This is a genomic window from Archangium gephyra (assembly GCF_042230915.1).
Taxonomy (GTDB): Bacteria; Myxococcota; Myxococcia; order Myxococcales; family Myxococcaceae; genus Archangium; species Archangium gephyra_B.
In genome coordinates this window covers 10,230,789-10,250,032 of sequence record NZ_CP102578.1, presented here as the reverse complement: position 1 = coordinate 10,250,032, position 19,244 = coordinate 10,230,789, and the positions used below count along the sequence as shown (strand labels likewise).

19 protein-coding genes are annotated in these 19,244 nt (G+C 71.5%); 15 read left to right on the top strand and 4 right to left on the bottom strand.

Annotated features, from left to right (window positions below; all coding sequences use genetic code 11):
- Nucleotides 1–15: 15 nt before the first annotated feature.
- Entirely contained in the window at nt 16–588 is a 573-nt protein-coding gene (locus tag NR798_RS40370; protein ID WP_375767910.1) for a CBS domain-containing protein, read from the bottom strand.
- Nucleotides 589–813: 225 nt separating this feature from the next.
- Here NR798_RS40370 and NR798_RS40365 point away from each other — a divergent pair, with 225 nt between their 5' ends.
- Nucleotides 814–1,473 (top strand): hypothetical protein, encoded by a 660-nt coding sequence (locus NR798_RS40365; protein ID WP_375767909.1) that lies wholly within the window; start codon nt 814–816, stop codon nt 1,471–1,473.
- Here NR798_RS40365 and NR798_RS40360 read toward each other — a convergent pair.
- A complete protein-coding gene (locus tag NR798_RS40360) occupies nt 1,463–2,029 on the bottom strand; it encodes a hypothetical protein (RefSeq protein WP_375767908.1) in 567 nt (188 codons plus the stop codon). The genes NR798_RS40365 and NR798_RS40360 overlap by 11 nt on opposite strands.
- A gap of 11 nt (nt 2,030–2,040) precedes the next feature.
- A complete protein-coding gene (locus tag NR798_RS40355; protein ID WP_375767907.1) occupies nt 2,041–2,715 on the bottom strand; it encodes a hypothetical protein in 675 nt (224 codons plus the stop codon).
- 165 nt (nt 2,716–2,880) lie between these two features.
- On the opposite strand from NR798_RS40355, the gene NR798_RS40350 reads away from it, so the two are divergent.
- The 13 genes from NR798_RS40350 (at nt 2,881) to NR798_RS40290 (ending at nt 16,563) form a co-directional block, all read left to right on the top strand.
- Nucleotides 2,881–3,780 carry an SRPBCC family protein gene (locus NR798_RS40350; protein WP_375767906.1) on the top strand — a complete coding sequence of 300 codons (900 nt, stop codon included), beginning with the start codon at nt 2,881–2,883 and terminating at the stop codon, nt 3,778–3,780.
- 126 nt (nt 3,781–3,906) lie between these two features.
- A complete protein-coding gene (locus NR798_RS40345; RefSeq protein ID WP_375767905.1) occupies nt 3,907–5,118 on the top strand; it encodes a hypothetical protein in 1,212 nt (403 codons plus the stop codon).
- Nucleotides 5,119–5,278: 160 nt separating this feature from the next.
- Nucleotides 5,279–5,962, top strand: coding sequence for a carboxypeptidase-like regulatory domain-containing protein (locus NR798_RS40340; protein ID WP_375767904.1), 684 nt, complete (start codon nt 5,279–5,281; stop codon nt 5,960–5,962).
- 1 nt (nt 5,963) lies between these two features.
- Nucleotides 5,964–7,181, top strand: a complete 1,218-nt coding sequence (locus NR798_RS40335) for a phage tail sheath family protein (protein WP_375767903.1) — start codon at nt 5,964–5,966, stop codon at nt 7,179–7,181.
- Complete coding sequence (locus NR798_RS40330; protein WP_375767902.1) at nt 7,174–7,662, top strand: phage tail protein; 489 nt, start codon at nt 7,174–7,176, stop codon at nt 7,660–7,662. The genes NR798_RS40335 and NR798_RS40330 overlap by 8 nt, the downstream gene beginning before the upstream one ends.
- Before the next feature lie 1,194 nt (nt 7,663–8,856).
- Nucleotides 8,857–9,612 carry a hypothetical protein gene (locus NR798_RS40325; RefSeq protein ID WP_375767901.1) on the top strand — a complete coding sequence of 252 codons (756 nt, stop codon included), beginning with the start codon at nt 8,857–8,859 and terminating at the stop codon, nt 9,610–9,612.
- Nucleotides 9,609–11,129, top strand: a complete 1,521-nt coding sequence (locus NR798_RS40320; RefSeq protein ID WP_375767900.1) for a phage baseplate assembly protein V — start codon at nt 9,609–9,611, stop codon at nt 11,127–11,129. Before NR798_RS40325 ends, NR798_RS40320 begins: the two co-directional genes overlap by 4 nt.
- Entirely contained in the window at nt 11,130–11,468 is a 339-nt protein-coding gene (locus NR798_RS40315; RefSeq protein WP_375767899.1) for a hypothetical protein, read from the top strand.
- Nucleotides 11,465–11,899, top strand: a complete 435-nt coding sequence (locus NR798_RS40310; protein WP_375767898.1) for a GPW/gp25 family protein — start codon at nt 11,465–11,467, stop codon at nt 11,897–11,899. The genes NR798_RS40315 and NR798_RS40310 overlap by 4 nt, the downstream gene beginning before the upstream one ends.
- Nucleotides 11,899–14,490 carry a putative baseplate assembly protein gene (locus tag NR798_RS40305; RefSeq protein ID WP_375767897.1) on the top strand — a complete coding sequence of 864 codons (2,592 nt, stop codon included), beginning with the start codon at nt 11,899–11,901 and terminating at the stop codon, nt 14,488–14,490. Before NR798_RS40310 ends, NR798_RS40305 begins: the two co-directional genes overlap by 1 nt.
- Nucleotides 14,477–14,992, top strand: coding sequence for a phage tail protein (locus tag NR798_RS40300; RefSeq protein ID WP_375767896.1), 516 nt, complete (start codon nt 14,477–14,479; stop codon nt 14,990–14,992). The genes NR798_RS40305 and NR798_RS40300 overlap by 14 nt, the downstream gene beginning before the upstream one ends.
- Nucleotides 14,992–16,053 carry a hypothetical protein gene (locus tag NR798_RS40295; RefSeq protein ID WP_375767895.1) on the top strand — a complete coding sequence of 354 codons (1,062 nt, stop codon included), beginning with the start codon at nt 14,992–14,994 and terminating at the stop codon, nt 16,051–16,053. The genes NR798_RS40300 and NR798_RS40295 overlap by 1 nt, the downstream gene beginning before the upstream one ends.
- A 12-nt stretch (nt 16,054–16,065) precedes the next feature.
- Nucleotides 16,066–16,563: a hypothetical protein gene (locus NR798_RS40290; protein WP_375767894.1), complete on the top strand. Its 498-nt coding sequence runs from the start codon at nt 16,066–16,068 to the stop codon at nt 16,561–16,563.
- A gap of 3 nt (nt 16,564–16,566) precedes the next feature.
- On the opposite strand, the gene NR798_RS40285 is transcribed toward NR798_RS40290, so the two are convergent.
- A complete protein-coding gene (locus tag NR798_RS40285; RefSeq protein WP_375767893.1) occupies nt 16,567–17,340 on the bottom strand; it encodes a hypothetical protein in 774 nt (257 codons plus the stop codon).
- Between the two features lie 287 nt (nt 17,341–17,627).
- Here NR798_RS40285 and NR798_RS40280 point away from each other — a divergent pair, with 287 nt between their 5' ends.
- Nucleotides 17,628–19,028: an FAD-binding oxidoreductase gene (locus NR798_RS40280; protein WP_375767892.1), complete on the top strand. Its 1,401-nt coding sequence runs from the start codon at nt 17,628–17,630 to the stop codon at nt 19,026–19,028.
- Nucleotides 19,029–19,244: the final 216 nt, after the last annotated feature.

Below are 19,244 nucleotides of genomic sequence, written 5' to 3'. Positions count from 1 at the left end.
GCGTGGCGTTGACGCTCAGCGTCCGCCGCGCTTGCGAGCCGGAGCCGCCTTGCGAGCGGGGCGCTTCGCGGCGCTCTTCGCGGCCGGGCGCTTCGCCGCGGTGCCGGCTCCCTTCCGGGCCGCGGCCTTCCGGGGAGCGCTCTTCCTGGACGGCGGGCGGGGCGGGCTCTTCCGCTTGCGGGTGGGCGCCGCCTTCCCGGGCGAGGACAGGAGCGCCTCCAGCGCCTTCAGCGCGTCGATGGTGGTGAAGATGCCCTCCACGCGGCCGTCGCGGGCGACGACGGCGGAGCCGTACTTGTGCATGGCCATGGTGCGCGCCACCTCGAGGAGCGCGGTCCCCGGCGGCACCGTGTAGGCGTCCTGGGCCATGGCCTCCTCGACCGCGACCTCCTTGGGATCCACGCCCTTGAGGGTCTCGATGAGGTGCAGATCCCTCATGGATACCACTCCCACCAGCTTTCCCCCTTCCAGCACGGGCAGGTGGCGGATGGCGTGCTCGTTCATGATCCGGTGCGCCTCGGCCAGGGGGCTCTGGGTTCCGATGGTGTGCACCGTACGGGTCATGAATTCATCGATGACATGGCTCATGGCGATCCTCGTGTGTTCTCGGGGCTCACGCTAGCAAGGCTCCGGCCATCGCGAAGCCGCGGTCGACCAGCACCGGGCCCCATCTGTTCGGCGCGCAGCGTCTGCGTCCGGGACGGAGCGGAGCGCAAGGGCTGCGTCCCCGGGCCCCGGTGCTCTTCGTGACATGACCTGCGCGGTCATCTAGAGTGGGGTGACCGCAGAAGACACCCGAGAGGAGTCCCACGAATGCAGTCCGCGACCGCGCTGACCGGTTTCGAGCGCCTGTTGGAGGTGTGCCGGAGCCGGGCCCATCCCCTGAAGGTGGAGCCGCCGCTCCCATCATCCAGCCCGGTGGCGGTGTCCGTGGCGGGGCAGCCGATGGATCCCCAACTGGCGGCCGTGCATGCGCGCACGGGCTACCTCTGGGTGAGGGATGAGCTGTACCTCTTCCCCGCGCGGCACGAGCGGCGGCCCGACCTGCACCGGGTGAACGCGCACTGGCGCAAGGACTGGGTGGAGCCGTTCGGCTCGCTGCTCGTCTTCGCGAAGGATGACCGGTTGGCCTACTGCTACGCCACGGTGCCTTCCCTGGTGGACGCGCGCGGCCTGCAGCCCGTGGTGTGGGTGGACGTCTACGAGGCGCTATACGCCGTTCCCGTCGCCTCGAGCGTGGACCAGTTCTTCGCCACCTACGCCCGCTACCTGGAGGCCGCTCCGCCAGCCTTCGTGGACGGGGAGGACACCCCTGCGCTCCGGGCCTTTCCCTGGAGCGCTTCCGGAGTCATCTCCCGGGACGAGGAGCTGGTGCGCGCCATCCAGGCCGGGCGCTTCGACTTCCTGATGAAGGAGAACGCCCGGGCGCGCGAATGGGTGGCGAAGCTGGTGGATGCCTCCGTCAGAAGATGAGCTCGAAGTAGTGCACCTCGGCCCTGAGCCCGGCGCAGGCCAGGAGGTCCGCCGTCCACGCCTGGGCGGGCAGGGTGCCCCGGACCTCGAACACCAGCTCCAACCGGTCCTCGCGCGCCAGCTCCGCCACGCTCGCCGCCTCCACCCCGCGCAGCGTCAGCCGCGTGGGCGAGAACGCCTGCGAGGGCTGTTGGAACTCCAGCAGCGTCCGGATGACCTCCTGCGCTCCCGGCCGCTTCAGTGACACCTTCGCGTACTCCAGCCCGCTCAGGTCCGCGTCTCCCCCCGAGACGTTCAGCTCGAACAGCTTCAGCCGGAACTCCGTCTCGAGCCGCCCCTCGGGCAGGTCCGCTCCTATCTGCCCCAGCGGGAACTCGAAGGTCCGCACCAGCGCCGTCGTGTCCGGCCCGGCGGCGGGGAACTCGATATTCCGCACGTTCTCGCAGATCTCCTCCGTCTCGGCGTTCACCACGAAGAAGGTGTCGGCGATCTTCCGGCACCCGGGCGCGAGCAGCACGAGGACGGTCAGCAGCAGGACGCGGGGAAGGGCACGCATGGAGGAGCCTGTCAGTTGAAGTAGATGAGGAGGCCCAGCTTCGCCACCGGGCTGGAGAGACCGAGGTTGAGCGGCCGGGCGGAGATCTCCGGGTCGTCTTCGGCCTCGCGGATGAAGTCCTTCGCGGCCCCCACCTCGATGAACCAGTAGCTGATGCCCACGCCCCCGAAGAAGGTCACGTAGCGCGAGGGCGAGAACTCCAGGCCGAGGCTGCCGCTCGCCTGGTGGTAGCCCACGGTGCGGATGCCCGTGGCCGCCGTGGTGGGCTCGCCGTGCAGCTGCGTCAGCAGCTTCTCGTAGTCCGCGTTGAAGTAGTAGCCGTACTCCAGCTCCAGCACGGGGGAGATGAGCAGCTCGAGGGGGATGAGGCTCAGCCCCCCGCGCGCCCCGAAGCCCAGGGTGTTCCTCGTCGCGCCCACGTGGGCCCGCGCCCAGCGCCGGGGATGGATGAGCGCCGAGATGCCCACGCCCTCGGGCGCGCCCGCCGCCAGCCTCACGCCGAAGCGGGTCTTCCACGGAGGCGCGGCGTCGGGATCCGTGGGGGAGGGGGCTATGGGGCCCTCGGTCTCCGCGGCCGGGGTGTCCGTGTCCTCCGGGTCCTGCTGCGCCCGGGCGCCCGGTGACACCGCCAGCATCAGCAGGCAGGTGAGCGCGCGGACGCCCCTCGGATGGATGGTCGTGGTCATCGCTGGCGCCATCATTCCACGGTTCACTTCACGGCAGGGCAGCCAGGCGGGCGGGCGGGAGCCGGTGGGTAGGAGACATGCGTCGGCCCCCGGGGAGGGCTCGCTCCCCCGGCGGGGTCTGCTACGGTGTGCCCTCCGGGTGCGGTTGGCCCCTGGAATTGCTCGATGCTCAAGAAGATCCTGATCGCCTCCGCGACGCTGGTGGGGCTGCTGCTCGTCATCGGCCTCGTGCTGCCGTCGAAGTTCCGCGTCGAGCGCTCGACGACCCTGAAGGCCCCGCCCGAGGCGGTCTACGCCTACGTGGCCAACCTCCAGCGCTGGCGGGAGTGGGCGCCGTGGCGCGCGGAGAAGTACCCGGACAGCCAGTGGATGTTCGGCGGGCCCGAGGTGGGCGTGGGCGCCGTGCACAGCTGGAGCGGCGGGAACGTGGGCAATGGCACCCTCTCGCTCACCGAGGCCAACCCGAAGACGGGCGTGGCCTATGACATGTCGGTGGAGCACGGCCGGTACCTGCTGCACGGCCGCATCTCCTTCACGCCCGAGGGCCAGGGCACCCGGGTGACGTGGGTGGACGAGGGCGACGTCGGCGGCAGCCCCCTCGCGCATTACCTGGTCCCCTTCATCCGCTCGAGACTCGGCCGCTACCTCGAGGAAGGCCTGGCCGGACTCGCGAAGCGGGTGGAGGCGGACTCCCTCCCGGCGGGCCCCCAGGCCGAGCCGGTGCCCGCTCCGGCTCCGGTGGACCAGGCTTCGGCCCCGGTGAAGCCGCCCGCTTCCGAGCAGCCTCCTCCCGCGGTGGTGGGCGCTCAGGCCCCCGCCGCACCCGCGGAGGGATCGCCCGGGGCCGTTCCTCCCGTGGAGGCCGCGCAGGTGCCCGACGCGGGCGAGGTGGCGCCTCCGGCGGTGGTCTCCCCGGTGCCCGAGGGCGGGCCCGCTCCTGTCTCGCCGCGCCCGGCGGCCCCTTCTGGCGAGCTGGTTCCCACGGAGGCCTCGCCGACTGTTCCGGCCCCGACTCCTGCCCCGGCTCCGGCTCCGGCCGTGGGGGAAGCGGCGTCGCCGACCTGACACGCGTGGGGTGTGCGCGGGCGTCACGGGCCCGTGCTCCGCTTATGCTGCCCGGCCAGTATGTCCGAGCGCGTGCGCACAGAGGTCTCCCCGGGCGCCTGGGTGGGTGCACCCTCTCTGGAAGACGTGCGCCGCCAGCTCGAGGGCCGTGTCGAGGTGTTGGAGTCCTCGCGCGAGCGCTATGCCGCGCTGGAGGCGCTCCTGTCGGGCGGAAGGTGGAGGCGCCGCCTGCGCCAGCGGCCCGAGGCCCTCCAGTCGGTGCTGCGCCACGAGCCCGCGTTCCATGAGGCCCTGGACCGCATCCAGCGCCGGGCCCAGGCGGACCACTGGCCGGAGCATGCGCGGGTGCTCGTCACCCTCCGGGAGGTGGGGGCGCTGCGGAGCAGGCTGGAGGCGCTCGTCCGCAAGCGGCTCGGGGCGCTGTCCCGGGTCTCCGGTGTGCCGTCCCTGGTGGAGGACCTCACGCGGCTCGAGGGGCTCGTCTTCAAGTCCATTCCCCTGGAGCTCTCCGAGGGCGAGGTGCGCCTGCTCGAAGGCGACTCGGCGGACCTGTGGTTCGTGCTCCAGACGTATGTGTCCGTCATCCTGGGGTTGATCGCCTCCCGCTTCGGCGGAACCCCCGGAGCCTTCGTGCTCCTGGTGCTGCTCGTCGCGAACATCGTTCACGGCGTGTTGCGCTCCGGCAAGTACTGGCTCACCAACGAGCGGCTCGTGTGGAAGCCCCACACGGGCGAGCCGGTGCAGATTCCGCTGCGCTCCATCCCCGAGGACGGCATCCTGCCCACCGTGTTCGGCGTGCGCGTGGCGGGCGAGCGCAAGCTCTTCCTCCAGGATGTGAACCAGGGCCACCTGCTCGCGGTGTTGCTGGAGCTGCGCCGCCAGCCGCCGCTGCGGGACTCCGCGCGCGCCGAGCGGCTGGCCGACGTGATCTGCTACGAGGCCACCCTCCGCAACGGCTTTTCCTGGAGCGGTTACGTGGTGCTCCGTCCCGGCTACGCCGCCTTCCTGCCGAAGAACCAGGGCAGGGAGATCCTGCGGGCCATCACCGGCGTGCGCCCCTCCTTGAAGGTGAGAGCGGGCGAGATACCGCACGTCATCGAGCAGCTCCGGTATCTGCCCTCGGAGGACGAGTTCGATGCGTGCCTGGCGAGTGCCGTGGCCGCCGCGGGAGGCGTGCGCTGGAGCGCGTGGGATGCCCGCTACGACGCGAGTGAGCCGGTGTGGAAGGAGATCCGCATCACCGCTCCCGGCGAGCGCGGGGGCTCGCTGAGCGGCAAGGTGGACTGGAGCCAGCAGGCGGAGGCCGCGCGGCTGTTGGCGGACTGGCCCAAGCGCTGAGCGCCGCGCGCCACCGCGCCCCCGAGTGTCCGAGCACCGACGCCCCCACCTCCCTGGGGACCAGTTCCTTGGACCCTGGCACATGGCCAGTCTCGCCCCACTCCGAGAAAGGGTGCGAGAGCGAACTCTCGAAATCCCTGAACCCTCGGTGAAAGGGCCTATGATCGACGAAGTCGATCAGCGCTTGAAGACCTGGGTGGGACGGGTACTCGGCGATACGCCCGTCTCCCTGGCCGTGCCGGAGCGCGAGTCCGTGGACCGGCTCGTGGGCCTCTATCTGTTGGAGCTCGCCCCGGCGCCTCCGCCCCGCACGTCGCGCCGGCCTCCGCTCCGGGTGTCGCTCTGCTACCTCGTCACCGCGGGAGGGGACTCGCCGGAGCGGGCCCACCACCTGCTGGGCGAGCTCGTCTTCGCGGCCATGGAGGAGCCGGGCTTCGAGGTGGACCTCTCCCCCGTGCCGGTGACGTTGTGGACGGCGTTGGGAGTGCCGCCGAGGCCCGCCTTCCGCCTGCGCGTGCCGCTCGAGCGCGAGCGCCCGGTACCGGCCATTCCTCGCGTGAGGGTGCCGCTCATCACCCGGACCGTGCCGGGGACGGTGCTGCTGGGCCGGGTGGTGGGGCCCGGGGACATCCCCATTCCGGATGCCCAGGTGGAGCTGCCGTCCATGGGCCTGAACGCGCGCACCGACGCGAAGGGCCGCTTCCGCATCGCCTCGGTGCCCGCCGACACGCCGCTCGGACGGCTGGAGGTGCGTGCGAAGGGAGCAGTGCTCGCGGTGCGTGCCGAGGAGCTCCCCACCGAGGAGGGAGCCCTGCTGGTGCGCCTGCCGTTGAAGGAGGGATGACGTGGCGACGAGCTATCTGACACCCGGTATCTACGTCGAGGAGATACTCGGCGGACCCAAGCCCCTGGAAGCCGCGGGGACGAGCACGGCGGCGTTCGTGGGCAGGGCGCCCAATGGTGGCGCGCGGCTCCACGAGCCGGTGGCCATCAACAACTGGTCCCAGTTCGTGAAGGAGTTCTGCCAGGGCAAGGAGGTGAAGAGCACGCCGCTCTCGTTGGCCGTCTACGGCTTCTTCGAGAACGGCGGGCGGCGCTGCTTCGTCGTCAACATCGGCGACAGTCCCAGCCTGTTGGGCAGCGGACCCAAGCGCGAGGGACTGGATGTGCTGCGCGAGGTGGACGAGGTGGCCATCGTCGCCGCGCCCGGCTACACCGACCCGGGCTCCTACAACGCGCTGCTCACGCACGCCGAGCAGATGATGGACCGGGTGGCCGTGCTGGACGCGCCCGAGGACGCCACCGTCGAGCGGCTGTGCGAGGTGGGCACGGTCTCGGCGCCCGTGGCGGGCAAGGAAGGGGAGGGAGGCGCGGGGCCACGGCGCTCCCGGGGCGAGCGGGCGCGGGACTCGAAGTACGGCGCGTACTACTTCCCCTGGGTCTCCATGTACGACCCGTTCGACCGGAAGCGGCTGGTGAACGCGCCGCCGTCCGGACACATCGCGGGCATCTACGCGCGGGTGGATGGGACGCGCGGGGTGCACAAGCCACCGGCCAACGAGGTGGTGAACGCGGCGGAGGGCCTGGCGACACCGTTGACGCGCGAGGAGCTGGGCGTGCTCAACCAGTGCGGCGTCAACTGCATCCGCTTCTTCCCCCGGGACGGCATCAAGGTGTGGGGCGCGCGGACGCTGTCGAGCGACCCCGAGTGGCGCTACCTCAACGTGCGCCGGCTCTTCTGCATGGTGGAGGAGACGATCGGCCAGGGGACGCGCTGGGTGGTGTTCGAGCCGAATGATTTGTCACTGAGGCGTGCCGTCATCCGCGACGTGAGCGCCTTCCTGCGGAGGCTGTGGCGGGACGGGGCGCTGGTGGGCCGGACGGAGCAGGAAGCGTTCTTCGTGAAGTGTGACGACGAGACGAACCCGCCCGAGGTGGTGGACGCGGGGCAGTTGGTCTGCGTCATCGGAATCGCGCCGGTGAAGCCGGCGGAGTTCATCATCTTCCGCATCGGCCAGCACTCGGGCGGTGTGGAGCAGACGGAGGAGGCGGCCCGTGGCTGAGCCGAAGCAGGCGGAGAATCCACCCCCGCAGGAGGCCGGTGCGCAGCCGGGCGTGTTGGTGGACCCGTTGCGCGCCTACAACTTCAAGCTGGACATCAACGGCGTGAACGAGGGGCACTTCACCGAGTGCCAGGGCCTGGAGGTGCAGGTGAACGCGCTGCGCTACCGCGAAGGCGGAGCGGGCTCGGTGGTGCGCCGGCTGGCCGGGCCGGTGTCCTACGGGGATGTCACCCTGCGCTATGGGCTGACGACGTCGCGCGAGCTGTGGAACTGGTTCATGGAGTCGGTGAACGGCACGCCGAGCCGCAAGAACGTCTCCATCCTGATGACGGGCCCGGACGGCCTGACGGAGGTGTTCCGCTGGAACCTGGTGGATGCGTGGCCCTCGGGGTGGAAGGGCGCGGCGCTGGATGCGCTCGGGCAGATGGTGGCCATCGAGTCGGTGACGCTCGTCTTCGAGTCCATCAACCGTGGCGGCTGAGCGTGGCGACAAGAGCCGGGGCAGTGGACTGGTGCGCGCGGTGGCGCGGTGGGTGAAGGACTGGGCGGAGTCCGTCCTGAACGAGCCCCCCGAGCAGTTGCCCGTGGAAGACTCCCTCTCCCCCTGGGAGAGGGGTGGGGTGAGGGAAGTCCCGCCGTCGGACGGAGGCCCCCCGGAGCACTGGCGGAGGTTGGTGCAGTCGACGCGGCGAGGTCCGCCCGCGGATTGGGTGGAGCGCGTGCGCCGTGGGGCACCACACCTGCTCGAGGGCCTGGAGCTGGAGGACGCACAGCAGGTTGCACCCGAGACTCCTGTCGAGGCCGTGCCACCAGCGCCCCGGGCTCCAATCGCCGCTTCCCGGCGGGAGCCCGTGCCAGGCGTTGGCGCGGTGCCTGTTGCTCCGTCGAGGCCACAGGCCCGTCTGGCGAGGCCGTCACCGTCTGGCCGCGAGGAGCGGACGGGTTCCCGGCAGGAGCACTCCTCCATGCCTCGGCCTCCGGTGCGCGCTCCCACGGCTGTGCCGGGCACCGGTCCGCTCACGGTCGAGCCCTCGTCTCTTTCGCTGCCGGAGCGTGGTTCTGATGCTCCCGTGTCTGGCTCCGCGCGCCGGGAAGCCCGGAGCGCGCTGCTCTTTCCTCGCGAGGCGGCGCCGCGTGAAGGGGGCTCTCCTTCCACGGAGCCACGCACGGGCTCTCAGGAAGGAGCACGCTCCACCCGGGCGCGAGGGCTCTCCTTCCGCCCGCTTCCCGAGCGCTCCTTCTCCACCGAGAGCCCGAGTCCCACGCTCTTCCACGGGTCTCGTCGGGCCGGGGAGGGGAACCCAGGGCCTTCCATACCCTCACCCCGTCCCTCTCCCAAAGGGAGAGGGGAGATGGGCGGAGTGATGGGTGGGGTAATGGGTGGAATGACGGGCGAGGTGATGGCTTCTCGCCACGCCCAGAACTCGGTCTCATCGTCGGCCTCGCGGTCCTCTCCGTTCCCGATGCCGGAGCCCTCCTCCCGGGAGACGTCGCGCCCCCGGGAACTGGCCAGGGCCGAGCCATTCCCCGCGCCCGGTGTGCCGTCTTCCTCCGACGCCTCGCACCCATGGCCGGAGCCTCCGGAGCTTCCTTCCCCCGAAACCAGTGATCCGCTGGCGGTGCTCCGCGACTGGGAGCGACTGCGCCGGCTGGATCACGAGCAGCGAGGTGAGTGATGGAGCGCGTGGCCTTCCTCATCGAGCCCGAGGGCCTCCGGCTGGGCGCCCTGCTCAACCCGGAGACGCTCGTCATCCGCCGGACGGCGGGCGTGCGGCCCCGGCGCGCGCTGGGCGTGCCGCTCACGGGGGCGGCGCTCACGGATGATCCGCTCCTCTTCACGGGCGGCGGCACCACCGAGCTGAAGCTGGAGCTCCTCTTCGACGTGACGCTGGCGGGCTCCTCGGTGACGTCCGAGGACGTGAGGGATTTGACGCGCCCGCTGTGGCAGCTCGCGGAGAACGCGCACGTCGAGGAGGGCTACGGCCGTCCCTCGTTGCTGCGCATCGTCTGGGGCAAGGTGCTGAACATGGGGTGCGTGGTGGCCTCGGTGGCCGAGCGGCTGGAGCACTTCACGCCCACCGGTGCGCCCCGGCGCTCCTGGCTCTCGCTGCGCCTGTTGCGCGTGGAGGAGGAGGTCGCCCGGCAGGTGGAGGCCCCGAGCGCTCCCCCGGGCGGCGCCGACGCGGATCAGCTGGCCAATCAGCTCTCCTCGAGTCTCCCGCCCGAGGCCTTCGACACCCAGTCCGTCCTCGGTGGTGGACCGGAGCCGGGCTCGGGCCAGCGCCTGGATGAGATCGCCTGGGAGCGCTACCGGGACCCGTCGATGTGGAGGCTCATCGCCTCGCTCAACGGCATCGCCGACCCGATGCACCTGGGCACGGGGACGGTGCTCCGCCTGCCACCGGCCTCGGCCCTCCGGGGGACGACATGAGATCCGTCCGGGGACTGCCCGAGCTGCGGGTGGAGGTGGACGGGACGCCACTGGCGCCCGAGGAGCTGCGCACCCTGGAGTCGGTGCGCGTGCAGCAGCACCTGTCCCTGCCCGCGCAGTGCGAGCTCACCTTCACGGACCCCCGAGGAGCCCTGGCCACGCGGGGCCTGCCTCCGGGCAGCGCGCTGCGCATCTCGGTGGCCGCCCGGCGCGAGCCGCTTTTCGTGGGCGAGGTGACGGCGGTGGAGTACGTCCACGGTGCCTCCGGCGCGCGGCAGGTGCGCGTCCGGGGCTACGACCTGCTCCACCGTCTGCGCAAGCGCCAACCGGTGCGGGTGCACGCGGAGGTGACGCCGAGGGACCTGGCGCGCGAGCTGGTGTCGGACCTCGGCCTGTCCGTCGAGGCCTCCGAGCCCGGACCGCTCTCCCACCACCTCATCCAGCACGGGCAGTCGGACCTCGAGTTCCTCGTGGAGCAGACGGAGCGCTGTGGCCTCTGGCTGGTGCTGGAGGAGGGCGTGCTGCGCATGCTCTCCCTGGACGGGCATGGAGACCCCGTCCCACTGGTGATGGGCGAGTCGCTGCTGGAGGCGAGCGTGGAGGTGAATGGGGACCCCGCGTGCCGCTCGGTGTCCTCGGCGGGGTGGAACGCCCTGCAGGGCGAGGTCTACAAGGCGAGCCCCTCCTCGGGCCGCGTGGGCCGGCGGGTGGAGGCCTCCGTGTCCCCGGAGCGCGTGGGGGGCAGCGGCGAGCGGGCGCTCGTCAACGAGAACGCGGAGGACTCCGCGCACGTGGAGGCGCTGGCCCGGGCGGAGCTGGACCACCGGCTGGCGCGCGAGGTGGTGCTCACCGGAGTGGCGGAGGGAGACCCCCGGTTGCGCCCCGGCACGCGCGTGGACGTGCGCGGCGTGGTGCCGGTGGTGGCGGGCCAGTACGTCGTCACCTCCGTCACGCACACGCTGGATGTGCAGCACGGCTTCCTCTCCGAGCTGTCCTCGGCCCCTCCGCCCCGGCGGACCCGCCCGCGGGCCTCCTCGGTGATGCCGGGCGTGGTGAGCCGGGTGGATGACCCGGACAACAAGGGCCGGGTGCGTGTCTCGCTGCCCACCTGCGGCGACGTGGAGACGGACTGGATGCAGGTGCTCAGCGTGGGCGCTGGTGCGGGCAAGGGCCTGGTGATGCTCCCGGACGTGGGGGACACCGTGCTGCTCGTCCTCCCCGGAGAGGACCCGGCGCGGGGCGTGGTGGTGGGCGGCCTCTACGGGACGAACGGACCGCCGGACACGGGCGTTTCCGGCGCGGCGGTGCGCCGCTTCAACCTGCTCACCCCGGGCGGGCTCAAGCTGCGCCTCAACGACGAGACGCAGACGCTCCGGGTGGAGGACCAGCTCGGCAGCTACCTGCAGCTGTCGCCCCATGTCGTCCGCCTGCACGCCGAGACGGCGCTCGAGATCGAAGCCCCCGGCAAGTCCATCACGATCGAAGCCGCCACCATCGATTTCCGGAGGAGGGACTGAATGCGTTGGGTGACCGTGGATGCACTGATGCAGTGCGCGCACCTGGGCAGGATCGGCCTCACCGCGTCGCAGTCCTGGGTGACCATCGAGGGCCGCCCGGTGCTCGTCCAGGCGGACCCCGAGGGCCGGCCCATCGCCGGCTGTCCCAACATCGGGCCCACCATCAAGCCGTGCACCACCACGCTGAAGGTGCAGACGGGCTACTCCACGTGGATTCGCGTGGACGGCAGACCCGTCGTCCTCGACATCGTCACCGGGCTCACGGATGGCACGCCGCCGGGCGTGGTGAAGTACCACTGCACCGCGCCCGGTCAGCCCTTCGTGTCGGAGGACCGATGAACGCTCCCCGCTACCGCGCCTGGCGCTTCCTCCACCCGGACCTGGACCTCGTCGGCGTCGGGCCCGCGGGCCTGCGCCTGTCCCCCTCGGGTGGCATCGCCATGGTGCAGGAGGAGGCCTCGGTGCGTCAGGCCATCCTCCTGCTGCTGTCCACCGTGCCCGGCGAGCGCGTCATGCGCCCGGACTACGGCTGCGAGCTGCACCGGCTCGTCTTCGCGCCCAACGACGACACCACCGCGGGCCTCGCCATCCACTACGTGCGCCGGGCGCTGGAGCGCTGGGAGCCCCGAATCGACTTGCTCGACCTGGACGCCAACCGGAGCGCCGAGGAGCCCTTCCGGCTCGACATCTCGCTCGAGTACCGGGTGCGCACCACCCAGCGCACGGACCGGCTGCGCTTCGGCCTCGACCTCGAGGGAGGGCCCGCCTGATGCCGCTGCCTTCGCCCAACCTGGATGACCGCAGCTTCCAGCAGCTCCTGGAGGAGGCCCGCAACCGCATCGCGCGGGTCAGCCCCGAGTGGACCGACCTCAGCCCGCATGACCCGGGCATGGTGCTGCTGGAGGTCTTCGCCCACCTGACGGAGACGATGCTCTACCGGCTCAACCGGCTGCCGGAGAAGGCGTACGTCGAGTTCCTCCGCCTGCTCGGCGTGCGGCTGCAGCCCCCGAGCGCCGCCACGGTGCGGCTGCGCTTCAGCCTCGCGCGCCCCGCCACGAGCGTGGTGGAGATTCCGCGCGGCACGGGCGTCACCGCCTCGCGGGCCGAGGCCGGAGCCGAGCCCGTCATCTTCCTCACCGCCGAGGCCGTGCGCATTCCCGTGGGAGGCACGGAGGTGGAGGTGCTCGCCCACCATGGCGAGCAGGTGGAGGCGGAGCTGGCGGGAGTCGGCACGGGAATGCCGGGCCTGTCGGTGACGGCGCGCCGCCCGCCCATCGTGGCGCCCACCGGGGATGGCCGGGACTTGATGGTGGGGGTGGAGGCGCTGCCCGGAGAGCTGGACGGGCGCGTGCCGGCGCGCAAGCTGGGGGACAAGACGTTCCGCATCTGGCGCGAGGTGGAGAGCTTCGCCAACCTGCCGCCGGACGAGCCCGCCTATGTGGTGGACCGGATGACGGGCACCGTCACCTTCGCGCCCTCGGCCCGCATGACGGGAGAGGACGGCGCGCTGTCCACCGAGCCGCGCGCCCTGGCGGCGGTGCCGAAGGCGGGCCGGTCCATCATGCTGTGGTACCTGCGCGGCGGAGGGCTCACGGGCAACGTGGCCGCGGGGGCGCTGGACACCCTCAAGACGGCGCTGCCCGGGGTGAAGGTGACCAACCCCTCGCCCGCCGTGGGAGGCCGTGCGGCGGAGACGCTGGAGAACGCGCTCGTCCGGGGCCCGCAGGAGCTGCACTCGCTGGGGCGCGCCATCACCGCCCAGGACTACGAGCGGCTGGCGCTGCGCAGCTCGGGAGCGGTGGCCCGCGCCAAGGCCTTCACCCAGGCCCAGCTCTGGGCGCATGCGCTGCCGGGCTCGGTGGAGGTGCTGCTGGTGCCCTACCTGCCGCCCAACGTGCAGGGGACTTCGGGCGAGGGCGTCACCCAGGAGGCGCTGCGCCAGCACGAGACGGAGGAGGCGCGGGCCCGCATCGAGCATGCGCTGGACGAGCGGCGGCCCCTGGGCACCACGTGCCAGGTGGGCTGGGCGCGCTACAAGACGGTGCGTGTGCGGGCGCGCGTGGTGGTGCACCGGGCGGAGGACCAGGCCGCGCTGAAGCGGCGCTCGCTGGAGCGGCTGCACCAGGCCCTCAATCCGCTGCCCACGAAGCTCCAGCCAGGAGGCTGGCGCTTCGGCCAGTCGCTGCGTGTCTCGCACGTCTACGACACCCTGCTCGCCGAGCCCGGCGTCAGCTACGTGGACCAGGTGCGCCTCCTGGTGGACGAGGTGCCCAAGGACGTGCGCTCGCTCTGCGAGGACACCTTCCAGCCGCGCACCTTCTACGCCGGTGGAGGCGATGCCCTCTTCCGCACCGTCTCCGATGCGGATGGCTGGGAGCGCGTGGGCCGCTTCGCTGGCCAGCAGGTGGAGGTGGTGGAGGCCCACCCGCAGCGAGCGGGCCTGGTGGCGGTGGCCGCGCGGCTGACGGACGAGCCCCAGCGCTCGCGCATCCACCTCTCGTTGGACAGCGGCGAGACATGGGAGCGCACCACGCACACGCTGGACCATGTGGAGGACCTGGCGTGGATGGTGCGTGACGGCGTGCCCGTGCTGCTGATGGCCACGCGCGTGGGCCTCTTCGAGCTGGCGGTGCAGGAGGGCGCCACCCCGTTGCAGGTGCTGGTGGACCCCTCGGACCATGACCTGGGCTTCCTCTCCGTGGCCGCCTCCACGGACGCGCGCGGCGGGGTGAGTGTCGCGGTGTCGGGCATGAGCCTGCGCGGCGTCTACCTCTCCAGCAGCGGCGGGCGTGGCAACAGCTTCCGGCACATCGGCCTGCGCAACCAGGACGTGCGCGTGCTGGAGGTGCAGCGCGACGGGCCGCGCTCCTTCCTCTGGGCGGGACTGGCCGCGGCCAGCGGCGCGGACCCGGGCAAGGGGTGCTTGAGCTGGGAGCTGCTCGGCTCGGCGGATCCGCCGGACGGGTGGCGGCCCCTGGACAAGAACTGGGATGGAGGCAGCTGCCTCGCGCTCGCCTTCGACGGGGCCCTGGCCTATGCCGCCACGCACCGCGCGGGCGTGCTCTGGGTGGACGCGAGCCGGCGCGAGGCCGCGTGGAGCCGACCCGGAGTGGACAGCGGCCTGCCGTTGCGCGAGCGCGAGCGCCTCTTCCAGCCCGTGTTCGCCCTGGCGGCGGCGCCCGGGGGAGGGCTGCTGCTCGCGGGAGGCCCGGCCGGCGTCCATCGCCAGCGCGAGCCCGGGGGCCAGTACGGAAACTGCTCGACGCAGGAGTTCACGGAGAAGGTGACGCTGCCGCCCTCCTGGCTCCTGGTGTCGGGTCCGCATGAGCTCGAGGTGGTGACCGTCGATGAAGCGGAATGAAATCACCCGGCTGCTGCCCGGCGTCTTCCAGCGGACCCTCCACGAGGACAGCCCGCTGGTGGCGCTGATGGACGTGATGGAGGCGCTGCACGCGCCCTCCGAGGCGATGCTGGCCGAGCTGCCGTCGCTCTTCCACCCGTTGCGCGCGCCGGAGCGCTTCGTGCCCTTCCTGGCGCACTGGGTGGACCTGGGCGTGCCCGTCACCACGGGCCTGGGACGGATGCGCGAGCTGGTGGCGGCGGCGGTGGAGCTGTCGCGCTGGCGGGGCACGGCCCGGGGGTTGCTGCTCTTCCTGCGCACGGCCACCGGCCGCGAGGACTTCGTCATCGAGGAGCAGGTGCCCGGCCTCCACGGGCGTCCCCGGCCCTTTCACCTGCGCGTGCGCGCTCCGGCGGAGCTGGCCGCGCACCGGCCCATGGTGGAAGCCATCATCGAGCGGGAGAAGCCCGCCTACGTCACCTACGAGCTGCACTTCGGGCAGCCCACACCAGGAGCGAGCTGATGCCGCGCGCCTTCGACGTCACCGCCACCACGAGCAGCGTGCAGCTGGACGCCGCGGGCCACGGCGAGGTCTCCTTCACCGTCTCCAACAAGCTGGGAGTGGGGGTGACCGTCCGGGCCACGGTGGTGCCAGATGGCAACACCCGGGCCGAGTGGTTGCAGTTCCCCGAAGGGGTGGAGCGGACCCTGTCGCCGGATGGGACAGCGGTCATCCCGGTGAGGTTCTCCATTCCCCCGGGCACGCCGCCGGGCTCGTACGGCTTCGCCCTGGATGTGGCCAGCATCTCCAACCCGGACGAGCACTATGACCGGGGGCCCTCGGTGGCCTTCACCGTGAAGGAAGCGGCGGCGCCCGTGAAGAAGCCCTTCCCCTGGTGGCTGGTGGCGCTGGCCGCGGGGGTGCTGCTCATCGTGGGCGTGGTGGTGGCCATCCTCTCCTCGCGCGGTGGGGAGGAGGGGCCCGGGCTCGGAGTGGCCTGTGCGAAGAAGGAGCCGCGCTGCGGGAAGGATCTCACCTGCGGCACGGGGAACACCTGTGTCGGCACGGCGGGCTTCAAGGGGTGCGCGAGCGGCGAGCAGTGCGCCACGGGCCGCTGCGAGGGAGACCGCTGTGAGGAGCGCGTGGCCCTGACGGCGACGTGCAACAGCGCGGATGACTGCCAGGAGCCCCTGGCGTGTCACGAGGCCTCGTGCCGCGGGCTCGCGGGATTCACTGGCTGCGAGAAGCCCGAGCAGTGCGTGACGGGGCGCTGCGAGGCGGGCGCGTGCAAGGAGCAGGTGACCCTGGGAGACACCTGCGACAGCAACGACGATTGCCGCTCGCCGCTGACGTGCCACCAGAATTTCTGCCTCATTCCCCTGGGGGAGAAGTGCACCCACCCCTCCCAGTGCGTCTCCGGTTCCTGTGACGGGACCTGCAATCGGGGCGCCGTGCTGTGCCCCAGGTGCCCGGCCGGGACCATCTGCATCAATGGCCAATGCGTGAGGTCGCCCATCATCCGGGACCACCGCCTCCTCCAGGAGATGCAGCTCGAGCCGCGGCGCACGATTCCCAGCCCCTGAGGAGCGCGCGTCATGAGTCAGCCCAAGCCCTCCACCATCCTGCTCATCCTGGCCGTGTTCACCTGCGTCATGCTGTACGTGCTGGGCGTGGGCTTGGGGGCGCAGGACCGCTCCTCCCAGGGCGCCAACCGGGGCTCCACCCCGATGTCGAAAGAGGAGCGGCAGCGGCTGCGCGAGCGTTTCATCAAGCCGCGGCCGGTGGCGGAGGAGGACCTGAAGACCACGGGCTGCGTGCTGGCCGAAGGCACCGTGCGGGTGGCGCGGGGGCTGCCGTGCCGGGTGGACATCGCGAAGGCGGGAGCGCGGGTGCGCACGGTGAACGTGGAGCCCCTGTCGGGCAGCCAGGTGGACGTGAGGCTGGAGCCGAAGGGCGGGCCCGCCGTCCCCGCGTCCATCGACGGCCTGGGAGAGCGCCGGGGGCTGGATGTGCCCGAGGAGGGGGCGACGCTGTCGCTGACGTGCACCCGGGGCGTGGCGAACACCTCCGAGTGCGCGGTGAAGCTGCGCTGAGCCTCAGGCGGCGGTGCGCTTGAGCTTGAGCACCCGGAGGATGGAGACGAGCGCGCCGATGAAGAGCACCACGGCCCAGATGAGGCCGAGGATGGAGACGATGATGGCGCCCAGGGCATCGGTGATGCTCACGAGGATGATGGGCACCCACCCGTGCAGGAGGCTGAGGAGGGCGCCGGCCAGGAGCGAGGTGAGGAAGAGCAGCACGAGCCCCTTGTTCTGGAGGAAGCGGGGCTGGGCGAGCACGAGGCAGATGGCGGCGGCCACCTTGAAGGCCATGAGGAGGCCGAGCGTGGCGGAGGCGCCGCCGCGGTTGAAGAAGCCCCAGATGGCCAGGTAGGCGATGGTGCCGAAGGGCACCGAGGTGAAGAGGGCCACCATGAGCAGCAGCAGGCCGATGGCGCCCACGAGCATGGCGATGCCGGCCAGCAGGGCCACGATGGCGCCCACGAGTGACACGAAACCCTGCACCTGGCCGTGGACGCGCTCGGGGATGAGGAGGCTGGCACCCATGAGGCCGAGGGTGAGCAGCAGCAGGCCATCGACGAGCGCGAGGTAGGGGATGCCGAGGCCCGGAGTGGGAGGGTTCTCGCGTTGCATGGCGAGCACCTCGTCGACACTGACATCGTCCTGAGCGCCCTCGCTGCGCAGGTTGGCCTCGATGTCCGCGCGGCTGGCGACGGGGCGGGGCAGCACGATGGAGGCGCCCACCTCGACGAGGACACAGAGGCCGAGCAACACCAGTGCCGCGATGAACAGTGGCTTGCGCAACTCCATAGGCCGGCTCCCCCCGGCTCGCGGCAAGCCGCCCCGAGCCGCGCGGAGGATAAGCATCAGGGCACGGGCGAGCCGGAAGTTGACGGGCGCCTGTTCTGAATACGAATGCGCGCTCCGGGTGGATGCGCCGAGGGGGACACTCAACCCGTGGCTGGGCTGACGGAGCGGGCTTTCTCCGCTTCACCGGGCCGTGGAGCGCCAGGGAGCCGTTCAGTGCCGGGGGGGAGCCGCTCTTCTCCTCGCTCGCTGGCTTGCCATGGGCGAGCCCCTGCACTAGTGCTCCCCTCATGGCCGACGTGCTCCCCGAGGCGTTCCTCCGTGCTGTTGCCGATGGTTTCCCCGCGGACTTCCTCACCCGCGAGCCCAGCGAGCTCCAGGAGTACGGGCGCGACTGGACGCGTGTGCATGCCCCCGCCCCCAGCGCGGTGGCCTTCCCGCGCACCACGGACGAGGTGGCGCGGCTGCTGGCCCTGTGCAACCAGTACCGGGTGCCGGTGGTGCCCTCGGGCGGGCGCACGGGGCTGGCGGCCGGAGCGGTGGCCGCGCGGGGCGAGCTGGTGCTGTCGCTCCAGCGGATGAACCGGATGGAGCCGGTGGAGCTGCTCGGCAACACGGTGCGCGTGCAGGCGGGAGCCGTCACCGAGGCGGTGCACCACCACTGCGCCGAGCACGGCCTCACGTGGCCGGTGGACTTCGCCTCCAAGGGCTCGAGCCAGGTGGGCGGCAACATCGCCACCAACGCGGGCGGGGTGAAGGTCATCCGCTACGGTCTCACGCGCCAGTGGGTGCTCGGCCTGCAGGTGGTGACGGCGCAGGGGCAGGTGCTGGAGCTCAACGGCGCGCTGGAGAAGAACAACACGGGCGCGGACCTGCGCCAGCTCTTCATCGGCAGCGAGGGCACGCTGGGCATCATCACCGAGGCCACGCTCAAGCTGACGCCGCTGCCGGGCACGCAGGACGTGTTCCTCTTCGCAGTGCCGGACGTGGCCGCCGTGCTGCGGCTGTTCCGCGAGGCCCGCCGCGCCCCGCTGCTGCTGAGCGCCTACGAGTTCTTCACCGACAAGTGCTTGGCGCGGGTGCAACGTCACCGCAAGCTGCGCTCGCCCTTCGAGGCTCCCAGTGGCTGCTACGTGCTGATGGAGGCCGAGGGCAAGCACCCCGCCGAGGTGGAGGGCTGGCTGGGCTCGCTCTTCGAGAAGGGGCTGGTGACGGACGGCACCATGGCGCAGAGTCCCTCGCAGGCCAGCGAGCTGTGGGCCCTGCGCGAGAGCATCAGCGAGAGCCTGTCGGCCACGGGGCTGCCGCACAAGAACGACGTGTCGCTGCCGGTGGCGAACCTGGAGGCCTTCTGCTCCGAGATGGACGCGGTCTTCGGCGAGCGCTACCCGGGCTGGGAGATCGACCTGTTCGGCCACATCGGGGACGGCAACCTCCACATCAACATCATGAAGCCCGAGGGCATGGAGAAGGCCGAGTTCCTCGCGCACACGAAGAAGGCGGACCCGACGATGTTCGAGCTGGTGCGTAAGCACGGCGGCAGCATCTCGGCCGAGCACGGCATCGGCCTGCTCAAGAAGGACTACCTGGCCTTCTCGCGCTCGCCCGCCGAGCTCGAGATGCTGCGCACGCTCAAGCGGGCCCTGGATCCGAACAACATCCTCAACCCGGGGAAGATCCTCGACGTGTAGAGGTCCCTTCCTCTTCCTGGTTCCAGGAACCTTGGCGTTACGTTTCACGTAGGTTGCTTCTGGGTGACTCCAGAAGTAACCTGAGGGTGAGACAACGTGCCTCCTGCCCGGATACCGGGTGGGCAGGCCGCCATGCATGTCCACGGCCCCGCCTTCTCGAGGTTTGGGGCTCCCGGGGGACTGGCGGGGCGGACGCGGAGGGAAGATGCTGAGTCC

What these genes read in the sequence shown, in the direction of transcription:
- NR798_RS40370 (WP_375767910.1), bottom strand. Translation starts at nt 588, where the DNA reads ATGAGCCATGTCATCGATGAATTCATGACCCGTACGGTGCACACCATC.
- NR798_RS40365 (WP_375767909.1), top strand. Translation starts at nt 814, where the DNA reads ATGCAGTCCGCGACCGCGCTGACCGGTTTCGAGCGCCTGTTGGAGGTG.
- NR798_RS40360 (WP_375767908.1), bottom strand. Translation starts at nt 2,029, where the DNA reads ATGCGTGCCCTTCCCCGCGTCCTGCTGCTGACCGTCCTCGTGCTGCTC.
- NR798_RS40355 (WP_375767907.1), bottom strand. Translation starts at nt 2,715, where the DNA reads ATGACCACGACCATCCATCCGAGGGGCGTCCGCGCGCTCACCTGCCTG.
- NR798_RS40350 (WP_375767906.1), top strand. Translation starts at nt 2,881, where the DNA reads ATGCTCAAGAAGATCCTGATCGCCTCCGCGACGCTGGTGGGGCTGCTG.
- NR798_RS40340 (WP_375767904.1), top strand. Translation starts at nt 5,279, where the DNA reads ATGATCGACGAAGTCGATCAGCGCTTGAAGACCTGGGTGGGACGGGTA.
- NR798_RS40325 (WP_375767901.1), top strand. Translation starts at nt 8,857, where the DNA reads ATGGAGCGCGTGGCCTTCCTCATCGAGCCCGAGGGCCTCCGGCTGGGC.
- NR798_RS40320 (WP_375767900.1), top strand. Translation starts at nt 9,609, where the DNA reads ATGAGATCCGTCCGGGGACTGCCCGAGCTGCGGGTGGAGGTGGACGGG.
- NR798_RS40315 (WP_375767899.1), top strand. Translation starts at nt 11,130, where the DNA reads ATGCGTTGGGTGACCGTGGATGCACTGATGCAGTGCGCGCACCTGGGC.
- NR798_RS40310 (WP_375767898.1), top strand. Translation starts at nt 11,465, where the DNA reads ATGAACGCTCCCCGCTACCGCGCCTGGCGCTTCCTCCACCCGGACCTG.
- NR798_RS40305 (WP_375767897.1), top strand. Translation starts at nt 11,899, where the DNA reads ATGCCGCTGCCTTCGCCCAACCTGGATGACCGCAGCTTCCAGCAGCTC.
- NR798_RS40300 (WP_375767896.1), top strand. Translation starts at nt 14,477, where the DNA reads ATGAAGCGGAATGAAATCACCCGGCTGCTGCCCGGCGTCTTCCAGCGG.
- NR798_RS40295 (WP_375767895.1), top strand. Translation starts at nt 14,992, where the DNA reads ATGCCGCGCGCCTTCGACGTCACCGCCACCACGAGCAGCGTGCAGCTG.
- NR798_RS40290 (WP_375767894.1), top strand. Translation starts at nt 16,066, where the DNA reads ATGAGTCAGCCCAAGCCCTCCACCATCCTGCTCATCCTGGCCGTGTTC.
- NR798_RS40285 (WP_375767893.1), bottom strand. Translation starts at nt 17,340, where the DNA reads ATGGAGTTGCGCAAGCCACTGTTCATCGCGGCACTGGTGTTGCTCGGC.
- NR798_RS40280 (WP_375767892.1), top strand. Translation starts at nt 17,628, where the DNA reads ATGGCCGACGTGCTCCCCGAGGCGTTCCTCCGTGCTGTTGCCGATGGT.